The organism is Ruegeria sp. D6 (assembly GCF_056534365.1).
Map to the genome: position 1 here is coordinate 85646 of NZ_JBQFPH010000008.1, position 17179 is coordinate 102824.

The following is a 17179-nucleotide window of genomic DNA, read 5'->3' on the forward strand; positions in this document are numbered from 1 at the left end:
CGGGTTATTCCTCCCCGGTGATTGACCAAATCCGCTATCATTTCAAAACTAGCGTTATGATTTCTTTGGTCATTTGAGGGATGTCACCATGTTCACACGCCGCGTATTTCTGGCCGGTACTGCCGTCAGCCTGCTTCCGGGCGTTGTCAGCGCCAAGAAAGCGGTCGAGTATGATCCCACGCCACAATTCGTGCGGGTCAAAAAGCAATTCCTACCCGGTCAGCTGCTGGTCGTTCCCCGTTCCTTCTACCTTTATTTCATAACCGAACCCCGCAAAGCGATCCGCTATGGCTGCGGCGTCGGCAAGGCCGGACTGGAGTTCACAGGAACCGCAACTATCGACGTCAAGAAGGAATGGCCCACCTGGCGACCGACCGATGAGATGATCGAACGCGACCCGGTGGCCTATGGTCGGTTTAAGGACAACGACTATGTCCAACCGGGAGGGAGCGATAATCCACTGGGCGCGCGCGCTTTGTATCTGTTCCAAAACGGAGTCGACACCTATTTCCGCATCCATGGCACCACACAACCGCAAACCATCGGTCGCGCGGCCTCGAACGGCTGCATACGGATGCTGAATGAGCATGTAATCGATCTGTACAACCGGGTGCCGATTGGAACCGTGGTGACCGTGGTCTAAGCCGCCGACCAATCCACATCGTCGGCTTGTTCAATCCTCAGGCGACCTTTTGGCCATGGGCGCATCAGCTTCTGTGCCTCTTCTTCGGATCCATGTAACCAGCAATCCACATCCTGCGACCCCAGCAACACACCCATACGGTGGTGGATCGGCTTTACATCGGCATTTGGCTCGCAGGTGACTGCGGCGACCTGATCCACACGCTGCCCACCAGGGGCCTCCCAACTATCCGTAATTGCAGCAAATAACAGCGGTATGCCATCCTTCGCTGCGATACGCCATGCAGTTTTGCGCCGTTTCTCTCCGGTCCACTCGTACCAGCCATCAACTGGTATAACTGCGCGCCCAACACCTTCGAATGCGCTTTTGTCAAAAACCGTTTCAGAGCGAGCGTTGATAATGGTCTCCATCACCGGACGTCCGCGCGCATTGACCCTGCCGACCGGGATCATCCCCCATCGCATCATCTTCAAGCCTTCACCGGTCAATACCGTCACCTCCTGACCCGGTTGAATATTTCTGCGCGGGGGCTGAGGCCCTACGTTATCTTTCACATTCAGGAACTTAACTATCTCGCCAATTGGTCGTGTGAGAAAAAACCGGCCTGGCATAGGACCCCTCCTAATCGGTAGCGCGCTCCGCTAAAGCCAGTACAAAAGGTCCTAGCGCGTCAACGATCAGCGCAACGCCTTGGGCATTTGGATGGATGCCATCAGATTGCATGAACTGGCGCGCGACTGCAGGATCGCCCTCGGTCGTGAGCCCGTCAAAGAAGCTTTCCGCATAGATCGCGCCATACTGCTGCGCCAGTTCCGGATACATGGCATCGAAACTTTGCTTGTAATCCGACCCATAGTTCCCGGGGGCTTGCATGCCGATCAGCAGAACTTCGACATTCGCAGCTTCAGCGGTGTTCAGGATTGCCTCAAGATTGGCGCGCGACACATCCGGATCGATACCGCGTAACAGATCATTGCCGCCGAGGGCTACAATCATGCCATCGACCTCTGGCGTCAGAGTCCAATCAACGCGGGAGGCTCCTCCTGCGGTCGTATCCCCGGAAACACCGGCGTTGATAAGCTGAATATCCGCCCCTTCCTCCTGCAACCAGCGTTGCAGTTGGGGCACAAACCCGTCTTGTTGCGGAAGTCCATATCCTTGTGTCAGGGAATCTCCGAGCGCCGCAATCACCACCGACTCAGCCGTCGCGGCAAATCCGCAACAGATGAACACGCCTGACATCAAACCCTTGCGCAGCTTCTGTATCGCGCCATATCCCAATGGACTGTACCCCTCTTGATGGCCTGATCGATGACGACACCCGTTCTCACCCTCCAAGATGCCGCATTATCGCTGGATGGCAATGCCGGAAGAGTGGATATCCTGCACGACATCACTTTGACTGTGAGCAAGGGTGAAACTCTGGGGCTGATCGGTCCCTCTGGTTCCGGAAAGTCTTCGCTACTGATGCTGATGGGCGGCTTAGAACAGGCAACCGGCGGACGTGTTACCGCATTGGGTCAAGATCTAACGAAAATGAGCGAAGATGCGCTGGCACGGTTCAGAAGAGATGCCATGGGCGTAGTGTTTCAGAATTTCCACTTGATCCCGACGATGACCGCGCTTGAGAACGTGGCGACCCCGTTAGAACTCGCGGGACACAAAGATGCTTTCCAGCGCGCCGCGGCCGAGTTGGAGGCCGTGGGCCTTTCACATCGTATCGATCACTACCCGGCGCAGTTGTCAGGCGGCGAGCAACAGCGTGTGGCGCTGGCCCGCGCTTCGGCCCCGCGCCCGCATATATTACTGGCAGATGAACCAACGGGAAATCTGGATGAAACCAACGGTTCAGCAATCATTGATCTGTTATTCGGACTGCGGGACCGTCACGGGGCAACTCTGGTTCTGGTCACGCACAGCCATACGCTGGCTCAGAAATGCGACCGCGTTGTGCGCTTGCGCGATGGGCGTATCGCCGAGGAATCCCAGCGTGAGGCCGCCGAATGAGCCTGCGTCTGGCCGGTCGCCTGGCCCGGCGCGAACTGCGCGGTGGGTTGCGCGGGTTTCGGGTGTTTCTGGCCTGCCTGGCTTTGGGTGTTGCAGCAATTGCTGCGGTTGGCATGGTGCGCCAAGCCATTCAGACCGGATTGCAACAAGAGGGCGCGTCGCTCTTAGGCGGCGATGCCCAGTTGGAGTTCACCTATCGCTTTGCAAACGATGAGGAACGTGACTGGATGGCGGACACCGCGCAAGCAGTGTCGGAGGTCGTCGATTTCAGGTCCATGGCCGTCACGGGTGATGGCGCAGGCGCGCAACGGGCGTTAACTCAGGTGAAGGCCGTGGACGGGGCCTATCCGCTGTTGGGATCGGTGGCTCTGGAACCCGCAGTTTCTTTGCCCGAGGCCTTGGCGGGCGCCAATGGGCTGCCCGGCGCCGTGATGGCTCCGTCCCTGATCGACCGCCTGAACCTTGCGATTGGGGACCAATTTGATCTCGGCACGCAGAGGTTCGTTTTGGTGGCCTCGCTGGAACACGAACCGGATGGTGCGGCAGATGGGTTCTCGCTGGGACCGCGCACGTTGGTTCGAACCGAGGATTTGCAATCATCGGGCCTGCTGGCTCCGGGTACTTTGTTTTCCACCAAATACAGGATGAACTTGCCGCAAACCGCCGAGTTGGAGGCGCTGTCGCAGCAGGCCAGGCAGGCCTTCGAGGGAACCGGCATGCGCTGGACTGATGCCCGCAATGGTGCGCCCGGGATATCCGAGTTTGTAGGGCGCCTCAGCGCGTTTCTGGTGCTGGTTGGTCTGTCCGGATTGGCGGTTGGGGGGATCGGCGTATCGGCTGCCGTGCGCGCCTATCTGTCCCAGAAAACGGAAACCATTGCGACATTGCGGACTTTGGGCGCTGATCGGGCCACAATCTTTCAGACATACATGATCCAGATCGCCGTTCTTTCAGGCGTTGGTATCGTCATGGGTTTGAGCCTGGGCGCGGCGCTTCCAATGCTGCTGGCACCGGTTATCGAAACCCAACTGCCGATCCCTGCTGTATTCTCGCTATATCCGCAGCCCCTGTTCGAGGCCGCACTTTATGGTGTGCTAACCGCGTTCCTGTTTACGCTTTGGCCTCTGGCCAGAACCGAGGAGGTGCGTGCGGCAACATTGTTCCGGGATGCGCTGACTTCGGCAAACAGCTTCCCGCGGTTGATCTATGTAATTGCGACTGCAATTGGCCTGGCCGTACTGATCGGAGCCGCCGCTTGGTTCAGCGGTTCAACCCGGTTGACCCTCTGGACAAGCGCAGGTCTGGCGGGGGCGCTCACTTTGCTGACCCTTTCTGCCATTGCCATTCGCAAATTGGCCCGCGCGGGCGCTCCTTGGGCCAGAGGGCGTCCAGCCCTGCGGTGGGCGTTGTCCGCCATCTCTGACCCACGCGAAGGCGCAGCATCGGTGGTCCTGTCCCTTGGGCTCGGCCTTTCGGTCCTTGCGGCGGTGGGGCAGATCGACGGCACGCTACGCAATGCGATTTCGGGCAACTTGCCCGAGGTCGCACCCTCCTATTTCTTCGTCGATATCCAGAAGGATCAGATGCCCGGGTTCAGCGAACGTCTCGACACCGACCCTGCCGTCAGTCGGGTAGAAAGCGCTCCGATGCTGCGTGGGATCATTACCAAAATCAATGGGCGACCTGCGCGCGAGATTGCAGGCGATCACTGGGTTCTGGACGGCGACCGGGGCGTAACCTACTCTGCCCGCCCCCCACGGAATGCCCGCGTGACTGACGGGGTTTGGTGGCCAGAGGACTACAGCGGCCCACCGCAAGTCAGCTTTGCCGCAGAAGAGGCCGACGAGATGGGCCTGAAACTGGGCGATGAGCTGACCGTTAATATCCTGGGCCGCGATATCACTGCTGAACTCACATCGCTGCGCGAGGTTGATTTCTCTACTGCAGGAATGGGTTTTGTCATGTCGATGAACCCCTCTGCATTGGCTGGTGCCCCGCATAGCTTCATCGCTACCGTTTATGCCGAAGAACAGGCCGAGGCCGCCATTCTGCGTGATTTGGCCGGTCAATTCCCCAACATCACGGCAGTCCGGGTCAGAGACGCCATCGACCGGGTATCAGGCCTGCTGGCAGGGCTTGCGGCAGCCACGTCATATGGCGCAGGGGTTTCTCTGTTGACCGGGTTTTTAGTGTTGATCGGTGCGGCGGCAGCGGGCGAACCGGCGCGTAGGTACGAGGCAGCGATCCTCAAGACTCTGGGTGCCAACCGTGGGCGCATATTGCGCAGCTTTGCCCTGCGGGCAATCCTTTTGGGAGCAGCTGCAGGTTGCGTTGCTTTGCTGACCGGAATTCTGGGCGGTTGGGCCGTGGCTACTTATATATTCGACACAGAGTTCGCGGTCATCTGGCCATCCGCGCTTGGGATCGTCATCGCCGGTGTTGGCGTTACCTTAGGCGCGGGGATGGTCTTTGCCCTGCGCCCGCTTTCAGTACGCCCTGCGCGCATACTGCGCGCCAGCGACTGAGTTCAGCGCATACAAGCGACAGGCTGCAATATTTTCAGCAATTGGTCATTGTCGCACACCAAAGCATCGAGCGTGATTTCGTCCAGCGACGCATAAAACACCTCAGCCGCATCCCGCAGCGCCAACCGGAGGCGGCAGGCATCGGTCAGTGGGCAGGTGTTGTCAGCATCCGCAAAACACTCGGCAATCGGCAACCCGCCTTCGACATGGCGAAACACGGACCCGACCCGGATCTGATCCGCCGGGCGCGCCAGGGTCATGCCGCCATTGCGACCGCGTTGTGTGCTGAGATAGTCTAGCTGGCTCAGTTGGTTGATCACCTGCGCCAGATGGTTTTCTGAAATATTACAGACATCGGCGATCTCGGCCTTCGTGACCAGCCGTTCCTGATGTGCGGCGCAATACATCAAAACACGCACCGCGATATTCGTCCGTTTGGTAATCCGCATTAGGGCCTCCCGAATCTCAAGGTGAAGCTTTATTGCATGTCTCGTAAAAAGACTGTTTGACATACATCAATCGTCAAAGAAGGACGCGACCCGCATGGCAGACCCTTATTTCTTCGGCTATGGCAGCCTCGTGAACCTGTCGACGCATGATTTCCCCGACCCGCGCCCAGCGCGACTGAAAGGTTGGCGACGCGCATGGCGGCACACGGATCTGCGCCCGGTGGCGTTTTTGACCGCTGTGCCGGATGCTGATTCCGAGATCGATGGTATGATCGCCCATGTTCCTAAAAACGACTGGGCCGCGTTGGATGAAAGAGAATGGGCCTATGACCGCGTTCCAGCCACACGGTCGATCACGCACACTCTGGCGCAAGAGGTGGAAATCGCTGTCTACGCAGTCCCGCATGATCGACACACCGCGCCCAGCAATCACCATCCCCTATTGCTCAGCTATATTGATGTTGTCGTGCAAGGGTATCTGCGGGCTTTTGGACCAGAGGGCGCCGATCGCTTCTTTGCAACAACCGATGGTTGGGATGCTCCGATTTTGAACGACCGCGCCGAGCCCCGTTATCCCCGTCACCAACAATTGAAGCAGGCCGAGACCGAATTCGTGGATGACCGACTGCAACGCGTTTCGGCGCAAGTTTTGCGACCCGGAGAACAAAGAAAGGCAGGTGATTTACCTGCCTCCTTCGTATTCTAAGCACTGACCCTGAAGTCAGCCGCGAGCGCGGATCACCTGCAACAGCGGCAGCAAGGTCGCCATTTCGGGCCCGCGCTCCATCCCCGTCAGCGCTTTGCGCAGCGGCATGAACAGGCCTTTGCCCTTGCGGCCTGTGGCCTCTTTCACGGCCTTGGTCCATGTGCCCCAAGTTTCCCCATCGAATGGGCCTTCGGGCAGCAACGAGACAGCCTGAGCAATGAACTCACGGTCCTCGTCAGCGATCAGGGGTTCGGCCCCATCACGGCACAATTCCCACCATCCCTCCAGATCGCTCAGCGTCGTGATGTTTTCGCGCGCCATGGTCCAGAAAGGCTCGGCCAGTTCAGCAGGTACACCTGCTTTAGCAACGGCATCGGCCACATCGGTCAGCGGCAGCGATTGTAGATGCTTCGCAGTCAGCGGGAACAGGTCCTGCACGTCGAACTTGGTTGGGGCTGCACCGAAGCGTGTAACATCAAAGCCGTCGATCAACTCTGCCATATCCGAGCGCAGCTCAACCGGATCTGACGACCCCAGACGCGCCATCAGACTCAGTAAGGCCATTGGCTGCACGCCCTGCTCTCGCAGATCGCGCAAGGCCAGAGTGCCCAAGCGTTTCGACAACGCCTCTCCCTGCGGGCCAGTCAGCAACGAGTGGTGCGCAAAACGCGGACAGGTCCCGCCCAAGGCCTCGATGATCTGAATCTGCGTTGCGGTGTTGGTGACATGGTCCGAGCCGCGCACGACATCGGTTACGCCCATTTCGGTGTCATCGACCACAGAAGCAATCGTATAGAGAACCTGACCATCGCCCCGAATCAGCACCGGGTCGGATACTGAAGCTGCATCGATCGAGATGTCGCCCAAAATGCCATCGTTCCATTCGATACGCTCGTGGTTCAGTTTGAACCGCCAGACGCCATTGCCACGCTCAGCGCGCAGGGCTTCTTTCTCGGCATCGCTGAGGTTCAGCGCGGCACGGTCATAGACCGGCGGCTTGCCCATGTTCAGTTGCTTCTTGCGCTTAAGGTCGAGCTCGGTGGGCGTCTCGAACGCCTCGTAGAACCGGCCCATCTCGCGCAGCTTGTCGGCGGCCTCGGCGTAGCGGTCCAGACGCTCCGACTGTCGCTCGACCCGGTCCCAATGCAGGCCCAACCACTCCAGATCCTGCTTGATCGCGTCGACATATTCTTCCTTCGACCGCTCGGGATCGGTGTCATCAATGCGCAGAATGAACGTACCGCCAGCCTTGCGGGCGATCAAATAGTTCATCAGGGCGGTGCGCAGGTTGCCCACATGGATGTAACCGGTGGGCGACGGGGCAAAACGGGTCGTGGTCATGGAAGTCTCCTGTTGGCGCGGCTCATCTCACATGGGCGCGTTTTTGTCCAGCAGGGGCTTTCAGGTTGGTTCAACCGGCCAAATGCCATCTAGGCGTTCGAGCCCGGCTTTGATGAGTTCACCAAGCACGTCGAGATCGATATCCGGTAGCTTATTCACGTAGAGGCAGGATTTCCCCAGCTTGTGTTTGCCCAGTCGAGACAGGATATTTTCGAAATCAGCATAACCCGGCATGATGTAGATAGAATGCGCCGCCTTACGCGGAGAGAACCCAGTTGCGAGAAAGTCGCCCTCACGCCCTGACGCATAGCGATAATGATATCGACCATAGCCAATGATCGACGGGCCCCACATTACGGGCGCATAACCTGTGGTTTCACGAAACAGCCTGTCCAGCACGTGCGCCTCTTCCGCCTTGCGGGTCGGCTGAATGCTCGCCAGTAAATCAGCAACGTTTTGCCCGGTGGGTACGGTTTTATTCGCAGATCGCGGCATGAACAAAAATTAACACGTAATGTTCAACCACGCAGCCCATATAACAGTGCCATAGTATGGCCACAGGCCCAGACTGACCTAATTCAGTCAAACATGCTCTGACAGGGAGAACGACCATGACCATCAGATTGACTCGCCGGGCGGCGCTTGGAACGGTTGCGGCTCTGCCGCTTGCGGCAGCTACTTCGCCTGTTCTGGCCGCAGGTACCGAGACCAAAGCCAACTCTACAATAGCAAAATCGTTTCAACTGGGCGATTTCATCGTCACCACCTTGTTGGATGGCAGCCTGCCTCGTGATGGTGCGCAAGACATTTTCGGCGGCGGCGCCTCGGATGAAGATTTCGCCCGTGTATCGGCTGACAACTTCATCTCGCCAGATGTTGCGCAGTTCTTCTTCACACCAACGCTGGTTAATACGGGGTCCGAGATGATCCTGTTTGATACTGGGCTTGGCCAAGGTGGAATTCAGGCCGCGTTGGCCGACGCCGGCGTAACGCCTGATCAGATCGATGTGGTGGTCATTACCCACATGCATCCCGATCATATCGGTGGTATGACAACCAATGATGCCGCGACTTTTGCCAATGCGCGTTATGTAACAGCAGCACCCGAATACGACTTTTGGTCAGCGCAAGACGCGGGCAACCGAGTGGGTGATATGGTTGCAGCCAAAGTCACCCCGATGGCAGAGAAGATGACCTTTATCGGGGATGGTGGTGAAGTCGCATCCGGCGTCACCGGTATGGCAGCGTTTGGTCATACTCCGGGCCATATGGTCTATCACCTAGAAAGTAACGGTCAGCGTCTGGTCCTGACGGCGGATCTTGCAAATCACTATGTCTGGTCATTTGCACATCCTGAATGGGAAGTGCGATTCGACATGGACAAAGCCGCTGCAACGGAATCGCGCCGGAATGTGCTGGGCATGTTGGCTGCGGACAAAGTGCCTATGATCGGCTATCACATGCCTTTCCCAGCCGCTGGGTATGTCGAATCCCGTGGCGACGGGTTCCGGTTCGTGCCGGTCAGCTATCAAATGATGGGTTAGAGGCTAAAAACCAGCATCCGGCCGCACTTTTAACCCATCCGTGAAACGGGACAGGCGAAAGGCGGTCGGATCAACGCAAGGCGTACTTTCCGTAACAAGGTCCGCCACTAATCGACCGGCGGCAGGACCGATGCCAAAACCGTGGCCAGAGAAACCGGTCGCAATATGCAGGCCCTGCACCGCGTCCACTTTCGAGATGACCGGGATCGCATCCGGGGTCACATCGATCAGGCCGGCCCAGCTTTGCACGATCTCCGCACTATCAAGCGCAGGCAACGCCTTGCGGGCGTTGGCCCACGCCCTTCGCAACACTTTCTGGGAAGGTTCCGGGTCGAGTACTCGGCAATGTTCAAACGGTGTCACATCGGTCGGCAGCCAGCTTCGGTCTTCATTCGCCTCGACCATCCAGCGTCTCGAAAGGCGAAACCTTAAGGACCGCCACTCTTGCCGGAATGCGGGCAGAAACTGCAACCCGAGTCGGAAACTGTCAGGAACGATGTCCACTGTATTCTCGTGACCCGAAGCTATGGTGTATCCCCCGTCCGAGCGCTTTCGAATGGCAAAATCATCACTCCAAAGCGACACCTCTGGCCCTTCTGCAACCGGAGAGGTCCGCATGACCGTATTGAGCACTTTGAGCTGTGGCAGAGCGATTCCAGCGTTCCCCGCAAACAGCCGAGACCAGGCTCCGCCTGCAAGTACGACTTGACTACACCTTACGCGGCCGCGTTCGGTGAAAACACCTGCGATCCGGCCCGCAGCAACATCGACACTTCGCACCGCGCATTGCGTCATGATCGCGGCCCCACGGTCGCGCGCCGCCTCGGCGATTGCGGGAGCCGCCCATTGCGGCTCGGCCCGCCCGTCCTGCGGCATGTAAAGCGCTGAGCGCAGTTTCATACTGTTATCCAAAAGCAACCCGCCCAGTTCAGGGCCGGATACCATGCGAGCACCTGTTTGCAGCCCTTCAACATGGTCCAGCCATCGCGTCAGGTTTTCATCGTCTCGTGCGCCAGATGCGCCAAACACGATTCCTGATTGAACATAGCCTGTGGCGCGTCCCAATCGCGCATCCAGCCCTTGCCAGATTCTAAGCGCCTCTTGCATCAGGGGGATCTCGCGCGGATCACGTGTCCCAACGCGCACCCAGCCCCAATTGCGCGAGCTTTGCTCGCCCGCAATCCGGCCCTTCTCGCACAACAGAACGGAAACACCTCGCTCAGCAAGCTCGAAGGCAGCCGAAGCCCCGATGATTCCACCACCTATGACGACAACATCTACGTGTTTGGGAAGTGTGAGATCAGATTCGACGGGTGTCGGTGTGGGGCCTGGCATTAACCGCTCGGTGCTCGTTCATCGGAGCGACATCCAGCCTGAAGGCGATTTCACTGGCAATGTAGAAATCGGTTGGTCCCGGGCAATTGCCGGAACCTGTGGCCAATTGGCCAATGCGCGGCGAATTACGCCGCGCAGATGCGTTCAGATTACGCCGCCCCGGAAAGTTGCGCCCATTTCTGGCGCAGTACCGTGCTGAGCTTGGGATCGGACTTTGATGCAAGCGATTCCTGTGGCTGCAACACCGGAAATTCCGATCGCAACGGAACCGGGCCTGCCACCGCGCCGGGCGTCGGCTCTTCCTGGCTCATAATGTCTGCAATCGCAGCATCCAGCGCCTGTTCATCCAACTTGCGAGGCGCTGATTCCATAGGCTTCAACTGCAACGGAGAATGAAGCGGCTTATCGTATCCATTCGTCATTTGACCACCAATACCTTTACTGACATCCCAAACACGGATGCCTTTTCCCAGTTCCACAATCCCGGTCATCGGCTCTGAAAATGGCAGGCCAACCTACCGGATTGCGTCACATCCGCCCCATATGAGGCAGACCCCTGTCGTAAATGTGGCAAAAAAAGGACGCGCGTACAAGCGAAACATAGTCTTTTCATCGCACAACTGGCTGAAATGGATAAACAAAATGCCGCAGAAATCCGCATTACCATGCACTTTCGAAACAATGGTAAATTCTTCAATCAGAGCGGTGCTTACGTTCTATCCCGCCAGCGATTTACAATCGGATAGCGGCGATCCAGCCAGAAGGCCCGCGGTGTCAACCGTGTGCCAGGCGCGGACTGGAAGCGCTTGTATTCACTAATGTAAATCAGATGTTCGACCCGCCGGGCCTCGGCCTCGTCAAATCCGGCTGCAACGCAGTCGGCGATTGAGCCATCCTGATCCACCAAAATATCAAGAATCGCATCGAGAACGGGGTAGTCCGGCAGGCTGTCGCTGTCTTTCTGGTCTTCACGCAATTCAGCACTTGGCGGCTTGTCGATCACCGAAGGGCGTATGACCTCACCCTCGGGACCCATCATCCAGTCGCGATGATTGGCGTTGCGCCAGCGGCAGGTCTCGAACACGCGAGTTTTGTACAGATCTTTGATCGGGTTATAGCCGCCGTTCATGTCTCCATAAATGGTGGCATATCCCACTGCGACCTCGGACTTGTTGCCGGTGGTCAGCAGCATCTCGCCAAACTTGTTCGAAATCGCCATTAGCAGAAGACCGCGCAGGCGAGACTGGACATTTTCTTCGGTCAGGTCCTCATTCCGCCCTGCAAAAAGCGGAGCCAAAGTGTTGGTTACCGCTGCGCGTCCCTCAGAGATCGGCACAAAGTCGTAGTGCACTCCCAGCGCCTTGGCGACGGCTTCGGCATCATCCAAAGAACTTTGGCTTGTATATTCCGAAGGCAGCATTACGCAGCGTACATTTTCCGCACCGATCGCATCCACGGCTATTGCGGCCACCAGCGCCGAGTCGACGCCGCCCGACAACCCCAGCACAGCTTTGCCAAACCCCGTCTTGCCCATGTAATCGCGCAGAGATTGCACCATCGCGCGATAATCCTGCTCCCATTCGTCGGGTTGCGGCACGACTTCACCAGCCACAATACGCCATCCGTCATCTTGGCGCGACAGATCGATATGGCTGACGGCCTCATCGAAGACGGGCATGCGGAACGCAAGCTCTCCACCCGGGTTCAATCCAAACGTAGCACCGTCGAAAACCTGATCATCCTGCCCGCCGACCATGTTCAGGTAGATTACCGGCAGACCCGTTTCGACCGTGCGAGCCACCATGTGGTTCAACCGGATATCGTATTTGTTTCGAAAATAGGGCGAGCCGTTGGGGATCAGCAGAAACTCGGCCCCGGTTTCTTCCAGTGTCTCGGCGACATCCTCGTGCCAGCCATCCTCGCAAATCGGGCTACCGATACGAACATTTCCAACCGCATAGGGGCCGCCCATAGGACCCGCATCATAAAGGCGTACTTCATCAAAGACGGTTTCATTGGGCAAATGATGTTTAAGAACTTTGCTGACAATCCGCCCACCTTTAAGGATCAGGTAGGCGTTATAAAGCTTCCCATCTTCAACCCAAGGACCGCCGATGGCCAACGCCGGGCCGTCGGCACAGTCTTCAGCCAACGCCTGCACCGCATTCATCGCGGCCCGATGAAACGCGGGCTTCATCACCAGATCCTGGGTATTGTAGCCGGTTATGAACATCTCGGGCAGCGCCACAAGATCGGCCTGCGCCGCGCGCCCTTGCTGCCAGGCTGCAGCAGCCTTGGCGGCATTACCGTCGATATCCCCAACCGTTGGGTTCAATTGCGCCAGAGTGATGCGGAAACGATCGGCCATTTTTGCCCTCTTGCCCTCATGTCTTTCAGGGATTTAGCAGATCACACCGCGAGTGAAAGGCAAATGCGCCAAAAGCCGTTGCTCTGCCCTCGGCGGTATCTTAGTTTTGCGCCAACACAAACACCGCAGGCAGGTACAAAAATGAAAGCGATCCGCACCTCCCTTACCGCTGCAACGCTTACAATGCTGGCGTCTTTTGCGATCGCCCAACAGGACGGTCAGATTGTCATCGCTGATGATGATGTCGGAGGTGTTTACGAGGGCACGTTCGAAAACGGGCTGCGCCATGGCACCGGCACTTACCGCCTGCCGAACGGTTTTGAATATTCCGGTCAATGGGTCGAGGGCGAGATTCAAGGGCAAGGCACCGCGCGCTACGCCAATGGCTCTGTCTATGAAGGGACATTCACCAAGGGCCAACCAGAAGGGCGCGGCAAAATCGTCTATTCTGATGGCCAGTCCTACGAGGGCGAGTGGGCCAACGGCACGATAAACGGTACCGGTATCGCGACATATTCCAACGGCTCAAAATACGAGGGCGGCTTCAAGGACGCCAGATATCACGGTCACGGAGTGCTGACCGGCCCGGATGGCTCGGTTTATGAGGGCGACTGGGTAAACGGCCAGAAAACCGGCAGCGCCAAGATCACCTACGCCGATGGAAGTACCTATGAGGGCGACTTGAATGGCGGGCAACGGCATGGTCAGGGCAGTCAGGTCTGGGTCGACGGCATGACTTATGCTGGGTCCTGGGCCAACGACCAGATGGCCGGAACAGGCCGTTTGGTTCAACCAAACGGAGATGTCTACGAAGGCGAAATGGTCGAAAATCGCCGACAGGGCAAAGGCAAGTCCATATACGCCAACGGTGCGACCTATGAAGGCGACTATTCTGACGACCAGCGCCATGGTCAGGGCACCTACAAGGGCAGCGACGGGTTTGCGTACACAGGTGCCTGGCAAAAGGGCCAGATTGAGGGCCTGGGCGAGATGCTCTATCCCGATGGTTCGGTCTATATCGGCGACTTTCTGGATGACCTGCCTCATGGCAAGGGGCAAACGACATACCCCGACGGATCAGTTTACGACGGCAACTGGATCGCCGGGATTTTTGAGGGCACCGGCACGGCAACCTATCCCAACGGAACGGCTTATACGGGCCAGTTCAAAAACGCCCGCTTCGACGGCAAAGGTATTCTGACCTTTGCAAATGGCTATCGCTATGATGGCGATTGGGTAGACGGCGTCCGACAGGGGAAGGGCAAGGCTACGTTTCCGGACGGGATCATTTACGAAGGCGATTTTCTGAATGGCAAGCGTCACGGCAAGGGAACACTGACCCGACCGGGCGGATACAGCTACACAGGCGACTGGGCCGACGGCAAGATCACTGGCTTTGGAACCGCCACCTATGAGACCGGGGATGTCTATGAGGGCAATTTCCTGGAAAACAAACGCCATGGTGACGGCACGATGCGTTTCGCAGGCGGCGAGGTTGAGACCGGCGTCTGGGAAAATGACACGCTGGCGACCGAAAAAGAGACTGCCCCCGAAACCCCCGCTGCGGGTGCTGAAACCACTGAGCCAGACTCTACCCCCGACGCGCCCGCCCCTGACGCGACAGACCCGGATATAAACGACGGCTAAATCAGCCCTACCAAGGCACGCGCTTGCCAGCCCAATCGTAAAAACTGCCCGAGTCAGCGGGGGTGAGTCCATTGATGACGGACAGCAGATTGGCTGCGGCCTCATTGGGTTCAACAGCCGGGTGGCGGGCAAGGTACTTTTCGGTAAAGGCCGTTTTGACTGTTCCGGGGTGCAAAGCGACACAAACGGCTTGTTTGTGAGTGCGCGCCAATTCGATGGCAGCCGTATGTACTATCTGATTCACAGCCGCCTTGGCCGCACGATAACTGACCCACCCACCCAGCCGGTTGTCCCCGATTGAACCAACTCGGGCCGACAGCACGGCGATCACCGATCTGCGGTCGCGTGGCAGCAGGCGGTGCACGTGCTTCAACACCAAGGCCGGGCCAACTGCGTTCAGTGCGAACTGGTCCATCATCGCCTTCGCGGACAAGGCGCGCATAGATTTTTCCGGACCCATACCGTTAATCTCAAGCGCCCCTGAGGCCACCATGATCAGATCAAACGGATCAGAAAGGGACGCCAGCATACGCTCTGCGCCATCCGGGTCGGTCAGGTCAAACCCATCCGTTGATCTGGCCAGTCGGGTGACTTTGACACCATCCGTTGTCAGGTGATCGTTCAAAGCGCGCCCGATACCGCCAGAAGCTCCGATGATTAATGCAGTTTTCATGCTCGAGAAGTTAGCCGAAAGCTTCATCGCTTCAACTCCACCGTCATTTTTGTTCCCCCGTAAATTTCCCGCTTTTCATTCGCCGCGCGCCCTGTATAAGCTGATCCCCATGATCAACCGCGCAGATATCGCTTTTGCAAACGCCGCACTCAGCGGCGCGTTGCTGCGTGGTCTACTGATCCTAATCCGCCTCTGAGCGTGCCATCCGGCGCGCCCGCTCAGAGGAGGACGCCCGCGCGCCAAGAGGCTTTAGGACAGAAGAAGAAAGAGAACCCCATGACAAACGTGACCGACCAAGACCGCGTCGTGATCTTCGACACCACCTTGCGCGACGGCGAGCAGAGCCCCGGCGCGACCATGACCCACAACGAAAAGCTCGAAATTGCCGAGCTTCTGGATGAGATGGGCGTCGACATCATCGAAGCCGGATTCCCCATTGCATCGGAAGGCGACTTCAAAGCGGTGTCCGAGATTGCCGAGCGGTCGAAGAACAGCCGCATCTGTGGTCTGGCCCGCGCCAATTTCGCCGATATCGACCGATGTTGGGAGGCCGTGAAAAACGCCGAGAAGAACCGTATTCACACCTTCATAGGCACCTCTCCGCTGCACCGGGCGATACCAAATCTGACGCAAGACGAGATGGCCGACAAGATCCACGAAACGGTCAGCCACGCGCGCAACCTTTGCGAAAACGTGCAGTGGTCGCCGATGGATGCGACCCGGACCGAATGGGATTATTTGTGCCGTGTGATCGAGATTGCAATCAAGGCTGGCGCCACCACGATCAATATCCCCGATACTGTCGGTTATACTGCCCCGGTCGAGTCTGCAGATCTGATCAAGCGCCTGATCGAGACGGTTCCCGGCGCGGATGAGGTAATCTTTGCCACCCACTGCCACAACGACCTTGGCATGGCGACAGCGAACTCTCTGGCAGCGGTCGCAGGTGGTGCGCGTCAGATCGAATGCACCATCAACGGGTTGGGTGAACGCGCAGGCAACACCGCGCTGGAAGAAGTTGTGATGGCGTTGCGCACACGCAACGACATCATGCCGTGGCATACTGGCATCGACACCACCAAGATCATGCATATTTCACGCCGGGTCGCGACCGTGGCCGGATTTCCGGTGCAGTTCAACAAGGCCATTGTCGGCAAGAACGCTTTTGCCCATGAAAGCGGCATCCATCAGGATGGCATGCTGAAGAACCGCGAAAACTTCGAGATCATGCGCCCTGAAGACATTGGGCTCTCTGGCACCTCTTTGCCGCTGGGCAAGCATTCGGGTCGCGCTGCACTGCGCGATAAGCTCGAAACGCTGGGGTATGAGGTTGGTGACAACCAGCTCAAGGACATTTTCGTGCGCTTCAAGGATCTGGCCGACCGCAAGAAAGAAGTCTTTGACGATGACCTCATCGCGTTGATGAGCGTCGACGACGAAGCGGACGATCATCTTCAGCTGGTGTCGATGAAAGTGACCTGCGGTACCGGAGGTCAGGCCGAAGCGACGGTCGAACTGGAGGTAGAGGGTGCAGACAGGATCGCCACGGAAAACGGTGACGGCCCAGTCGACGCAACCTTCCGGGCGATCCGGGCGATCTATCCCAACACTGCGCGGCTGCAACTGTATCAGGTGCATGCGGTAACCGAAGGTACGGACGCGCAAGCCACGGTTTCGGTCCGTCTGGAAGAGGATGGTATGATCGCCACCGGTCAGTCTGCAAATACAGATACGGTGGTTGCGTCGGCCAAAGCCTATATCCACGCGCTGAACCGCCTGATCATGCGTCGTGAAAAGGCTGGTCCGGGAGCAGATACACGCGAGATCAGCTACAAAGACCTGACCTGATTGAAGGGTAAGGCGAATGGCTCCCGCACCCGCGGCGGCCCGGCTTCGCCGACCCTTCTTGGGTTGTGGGCCCGGCAGCGCGCCTCTGGCGCG

17 protein-coding genes are annotated in these 17179 nt (G+C 58.0%); 8 read left to right on the forward strand and 9 right to left on the reverse strand.

Annotation, left to right across the window (positions count from 1 at the left end):
- Positions 1-88 precede the first annotated feature (88 nt).
- Positions 89-643 carry a L,D-transpeptidase gene (locus ACR0A1_RS19790; protein WP_480868949.1) on the forward strand — a complete coding sequence of 185 codons (555 nt, stop codon included), beginning with the start codon at positions 89-91 and terminating at the stop codon, positions 641-643.
- On the opposite strand, the gene ACR0A1_RS19795 is transcribed toward ACR0A1_RS19790, so the two are convergent.
- The gene (locus ACR0A1_RS19795; RefSeq protein ID WP_170733614.1) at positions 640-1254 is read right to left on the reverse strand and encodes an SOS response-associated peptidase; all 615 of its coding nucleotides are present in this window, start codon (positions 1252-1254) and stop codon (positions 640-642) included. The two genes, ACR0A1_RS19790 and ACR0A1_RS19795, sit on opposite strands and share 4 nt — an antisense overlap.
- Positions 1255-1264: 10 nt before the next feature.
- Entirely contained in the window at positions 1265-1885 is a 621-nt protein-coding gene (locus ACR0A1_RS19800; protein ID WP_480868967.1) for an arylesterase, read from the reverse strand.
- Between the two features lie 69 nt (positions 1886-1954).
- Here ACR0A1_RS19800 and ACR0A1_RS19805 point away from each other — a divergent pair, with 69 nt between their 5' ends.
- The gene (locus ACR0A1_RS19805) at positions 1955-2650 is read left to right on the forward strand and encodes an ATP-binding cassette domain-containing protein (RefSeq protein ID WP_170395925.1); all 696 of its coding nucleotides are present in this window, start codon (positions 1955-1957) and stop codon (positions 2648-2650) included.
- The gene (locus ACR0A1_RS19810) at positions 2647-5175 is read left to right on the forward strand and encodes an ABC transporter permease (RefSeq protein ID WP_480868951.1); all 2529 of its coding nucleotides are present in this window, start codon (positions 2647-2649) and stop codon (positions 5173-5175) included. The genes ACR0A1_RS19805 and ACR0A1_RS19810 overlap by 4 nt, the downstream gene beginning before the upstream one ends.
- 2 nt (positions 5176-5177) lie before the next feature.
- On the opposite strand, the gene ACR0A1_RS19815 is transcribed toward ACR0A1_RS19810, so the two are convergent.
- Positions 5178-5624, reverse strand: coding sequence for an Rrf2 family transcriptional regulator (locus ACR0A1_RS19815; protein WP_170423813.1), 447 nt, complete (start codon positions 5622-5624; stop codon positions 5178-5180).
- A gap of 94 nt (positions 5625-5718) precedes the next feature.
- On the opposite strand from ACR0A1_RS19815, the gene ACR0A1_RS19820 reads away from it, so the two are divergent.
- Positions 5719-6330 (forward strand): gamma-glutamylcyclotransferase family protein, encoded by a 612-nt coding sequence (locus tag ACR0A1_RS19820; protein ID WP_480868953.1) that lies wholly within the window; start codon positions 5719-5721, stop codon positions 6328-6330.
- 15 nt (positions 6331-6345) lie between these two features.
- On the opposite strand, the gene gltX is transcribed toward ACR0A1_RS19820, so the two are convergent.
- Both gltX and ACR0A1_RS19830 read right to left on the reverse strand, forming a co-directional pair.
- Positions 6346-7671, reverse strand: coding sequence for a glutamate--tRNA ligase (gene gltX, locus ACR0A1_RS19825; RefSeq protein ID WP_170395918.1), 1326 nt, complete (start codon positions 7669-7671; stop codon positions 6346-6348).
- 60 nt (positions 7672-7731) lie between these two features.
- Positions 7732-8070, reverse strand: coding sequence for a DUF1801 domain-containing protein (locus tag ACR0A1_RS19830; RefSeq protein ID WP_480754182.1), 339 nt, complete (start codon positions 8068-8070; stop codon positions 7732-7734).
- 212 nt (positions 8071-8282) lie between these two features.
- Between ACR0A1_RS19830 and ACR0A1_RS19835 the strand changes: the two genes are divergently transcribed.
- A complete protein-coding gene (locus ACR0A1_RS19835; RefSeq protein WP_480868955.1) occupies positions 8283-9215 on the forward strand; it encodes an MBL fold metallo-hydrolase in 933 nt (310 codons plus the stop codon).
- A gap of 3 nt (positions 9216-9218) precedes the next feature.
- On the opposite strand, the gene ACR0A1_RS19840 is transcribed toward ACR0A1_RS19835, so the two are convergent.
- The 3 genes from ACR0A1_RS19840 to ACR0A1_RS19850 all read right to left on the reverse strand — a co-directional run bounded on the left by ACR0A1_RS19840 (position 9219) and on the right by ACR0A1_RS19850 (position 12918).
- A complete protein-coding gene (locus ACR0A1_RS19840) occupies positions 9219-10550 on the reverse strand; it encodes an NAD(P)/FAD-dependent oxidoreductase (RefSeq protein WP_480868957.1) in 1332 nt (443 codons plus the stop codon).
- A gap of 149 nt (positions 10551-10699) precedes the next feature.
- Complete coding sequence (locus ACR0A1_RS19845; RefSeq protein ID WP_170395910.1) at positions 10700-11041, reverse strand: hypothetical protein; 342 nt, start codon at positions 11039-11041, stop codon at positions 10700-10702.
- A gap of 218 nt (positions 11042-11259) precedes the next feature.
- Positions 11260-12918 carry an NAD+ synthase gene (locus tag ACR0A1_RS19850; RefSeq protein WP_480868959.1) on the reverse strand — a complete coding sequence of 553 codons (1659 nt, stop codon included), beginning with the start codon at positions 12916-12918 and terminating at the stop codon, positions 11260-11262.
- A gap of 141 nt (positions 12919-13059) precedes the next feature.
- Here ACR0A1_RS19850 and ACR0A1_RS19855 point away from each other — a divergent pair, with 141 nt between their 5' ends.
- Positions 13060-14565: an MORN repeat-containing protein gene (locus tag ACR0A1_RS19855; protein WP_480868961.1), complete on the forward strand. Its 1506-nt coding sequence runs from the start codon at positions 13060-13062 to the stop codon at positions 14563-14565.
- A 7-nt stretch (positions 14566-14572) separates the two neighbouring features.
- Here the strand turns inward: ACR0A1_RS19855 and ACR0A1_RS19860 are convergent, their stop codons facing one another.
- Positions 14573-15238, reverse strand: a complete 666-nt coding sequence (locus ACR0A1_RS19860; RefSeq protein WP_170408292.1) for an SDR family NAD(P)-dependent oxidoreductase — start codon at positions 15236-15238, stop codon at positions 14573-14575.
- Between ACR0A1_RS19860 and ACR0A1_RS19865 the strand changes: the two genes are divergently transcribed.
- Together ACR0A1_RS19865 and ACR0A1_RS19870 are read left to right on the forward strand one after the other, a co-directional pair.
- Positions 15219-15434, forward strand: coding sequence for a hypothetical protein (locus ACR0A1_RS19865; RefSeq protein WP_480868963.1), 216 nt, complete (start codon positions 15219-15221; stop codon positions 15432-15434). The genes ACR0A1_RS19860 and ACR0A1_RS19865 overlap by 20 nt on opposite strands.
- Before the next feature lie 80 nt (positions 15435-15514).
- Positions 15515-17086, forward strand: coding sequence for a 2-isopropylmalate synthase (locus ACR0A1_RS19870; protein WP_170597303.1), 1572 nt, complete (start codon positions 15515-15517; stop codon positions 17084-17086).
- Positions 17087-17179: the final 93 nt, after the last annotated feature.

Coding starts and splice junctions, on each gene's coding strand:
- ACR0A1_RS19790 (WP_480868949.1), top strand. CDS start 89: ATGTTCACACGCCGCGTATTTCTGGCCGGTACTGCCGTCAGCCTGCTT.
- ACR0A1_RS19795 (WP_170733614.1), bottom strand. CDS start 1,254: ATGCCAGGCCGGTTTTTTCTCACACGACCAATTGGCGAGATAGTTAAG.
- ACR0A1_RS19800 (WP_480868967.1), bottom strand. CDS start 1,885: ATGTCAGGCGTGTTCATCTGTTGCGGATTTGCCGCGACGGCTGAGTCG.
- ACR0A1_RS19805 (WP_170395925.1), top strand. CDS start 1,955: ATGACGACACCCGTTCTCACCCTCCAAGATGCCGCATTATCGCTGGAT.
- ACR0A1_RS19810 (WP_480868951.1), top strand. CDS start 2,647: ATGAGCCTGCGTCTGGCCGGTCGCCTGGCCCGGCGCGAACTGCGCGGT.
- ACR0A1_RS19815 (WP_170423813.1), bottom strand. CDS start 5,624: ATGCGGATTACCAAACGGACGAATATCGCGGTGCGTGTTTTGATGTAT.
- ACR0A1_RS19820 (WP_480868953.1), top strand. CDS start 5,719: ATGGCAGACCCTTATTTCTTCGGCTATGGCAGCCTCGTGAACCTGTCG.
- gltX (WP_170395918.1), bottom strand. CDS start 7,671: ATGACCACGACCCGTTTTGCCCCGTCGCCCACCGGTTACATCCATGTG.
- ACR0A1_RS19835 (WP_480868955.1), top strand. CDS start 8,283: ATGACCATCAGATTGACTCGCCGGGCGGCGCTTGGAACGGTTGCGGCT.
- ACR0A1_RS19840 (WP_480868957.1), bottom strand. CDS start 10,550: ATGCCAGGCCCCACACCGACACCCGTCGAATCTGATCTCACACTTCCC.
- ACR0A1_RS19845 (WP_170395910.1), bottom strand. CDS start 11,041: ATGACCGGGATTGTGGAACTGGGAAAAGGCATCCGTGTTTGGGATGTC.
- ACR0A1_RS19850 (WP_480868959.1), bottom strand. CDS start 12,918: ATGGCCGATCGTTTCCGCATCACTCTGGCGCAATTGAACCCAACGGTT.
- ACR0A1_RS19855 (WP_480868961.1), top strand. CDS start 13,060: ATGAAAGCGATCCGCACCTCCCTTACCGCTGCAACGCTTACAATGCTG.
- ACR0A1_RS19865 (WP_480868963.1), top strand. CDS start 15,219: ATGATTAATGCAGTTTTCATGCTCGAGAAGTTAGCCGAAAGCTTCATC.
- ACR0A1_RS19860 (WP_170408292.1), bottom strand. CDS start 15,238: ATGAAAACTGCATTAATCATCGGAGCTTCTGGCGGTATCGGGCGCGCT.
- ACR0A1_RS19870 (WP_170597303.1), top strand. CDS start 15,515: ATGACAAACGTGACCGACCAAGACCGCGTCGTGATCTTCGACACCACC.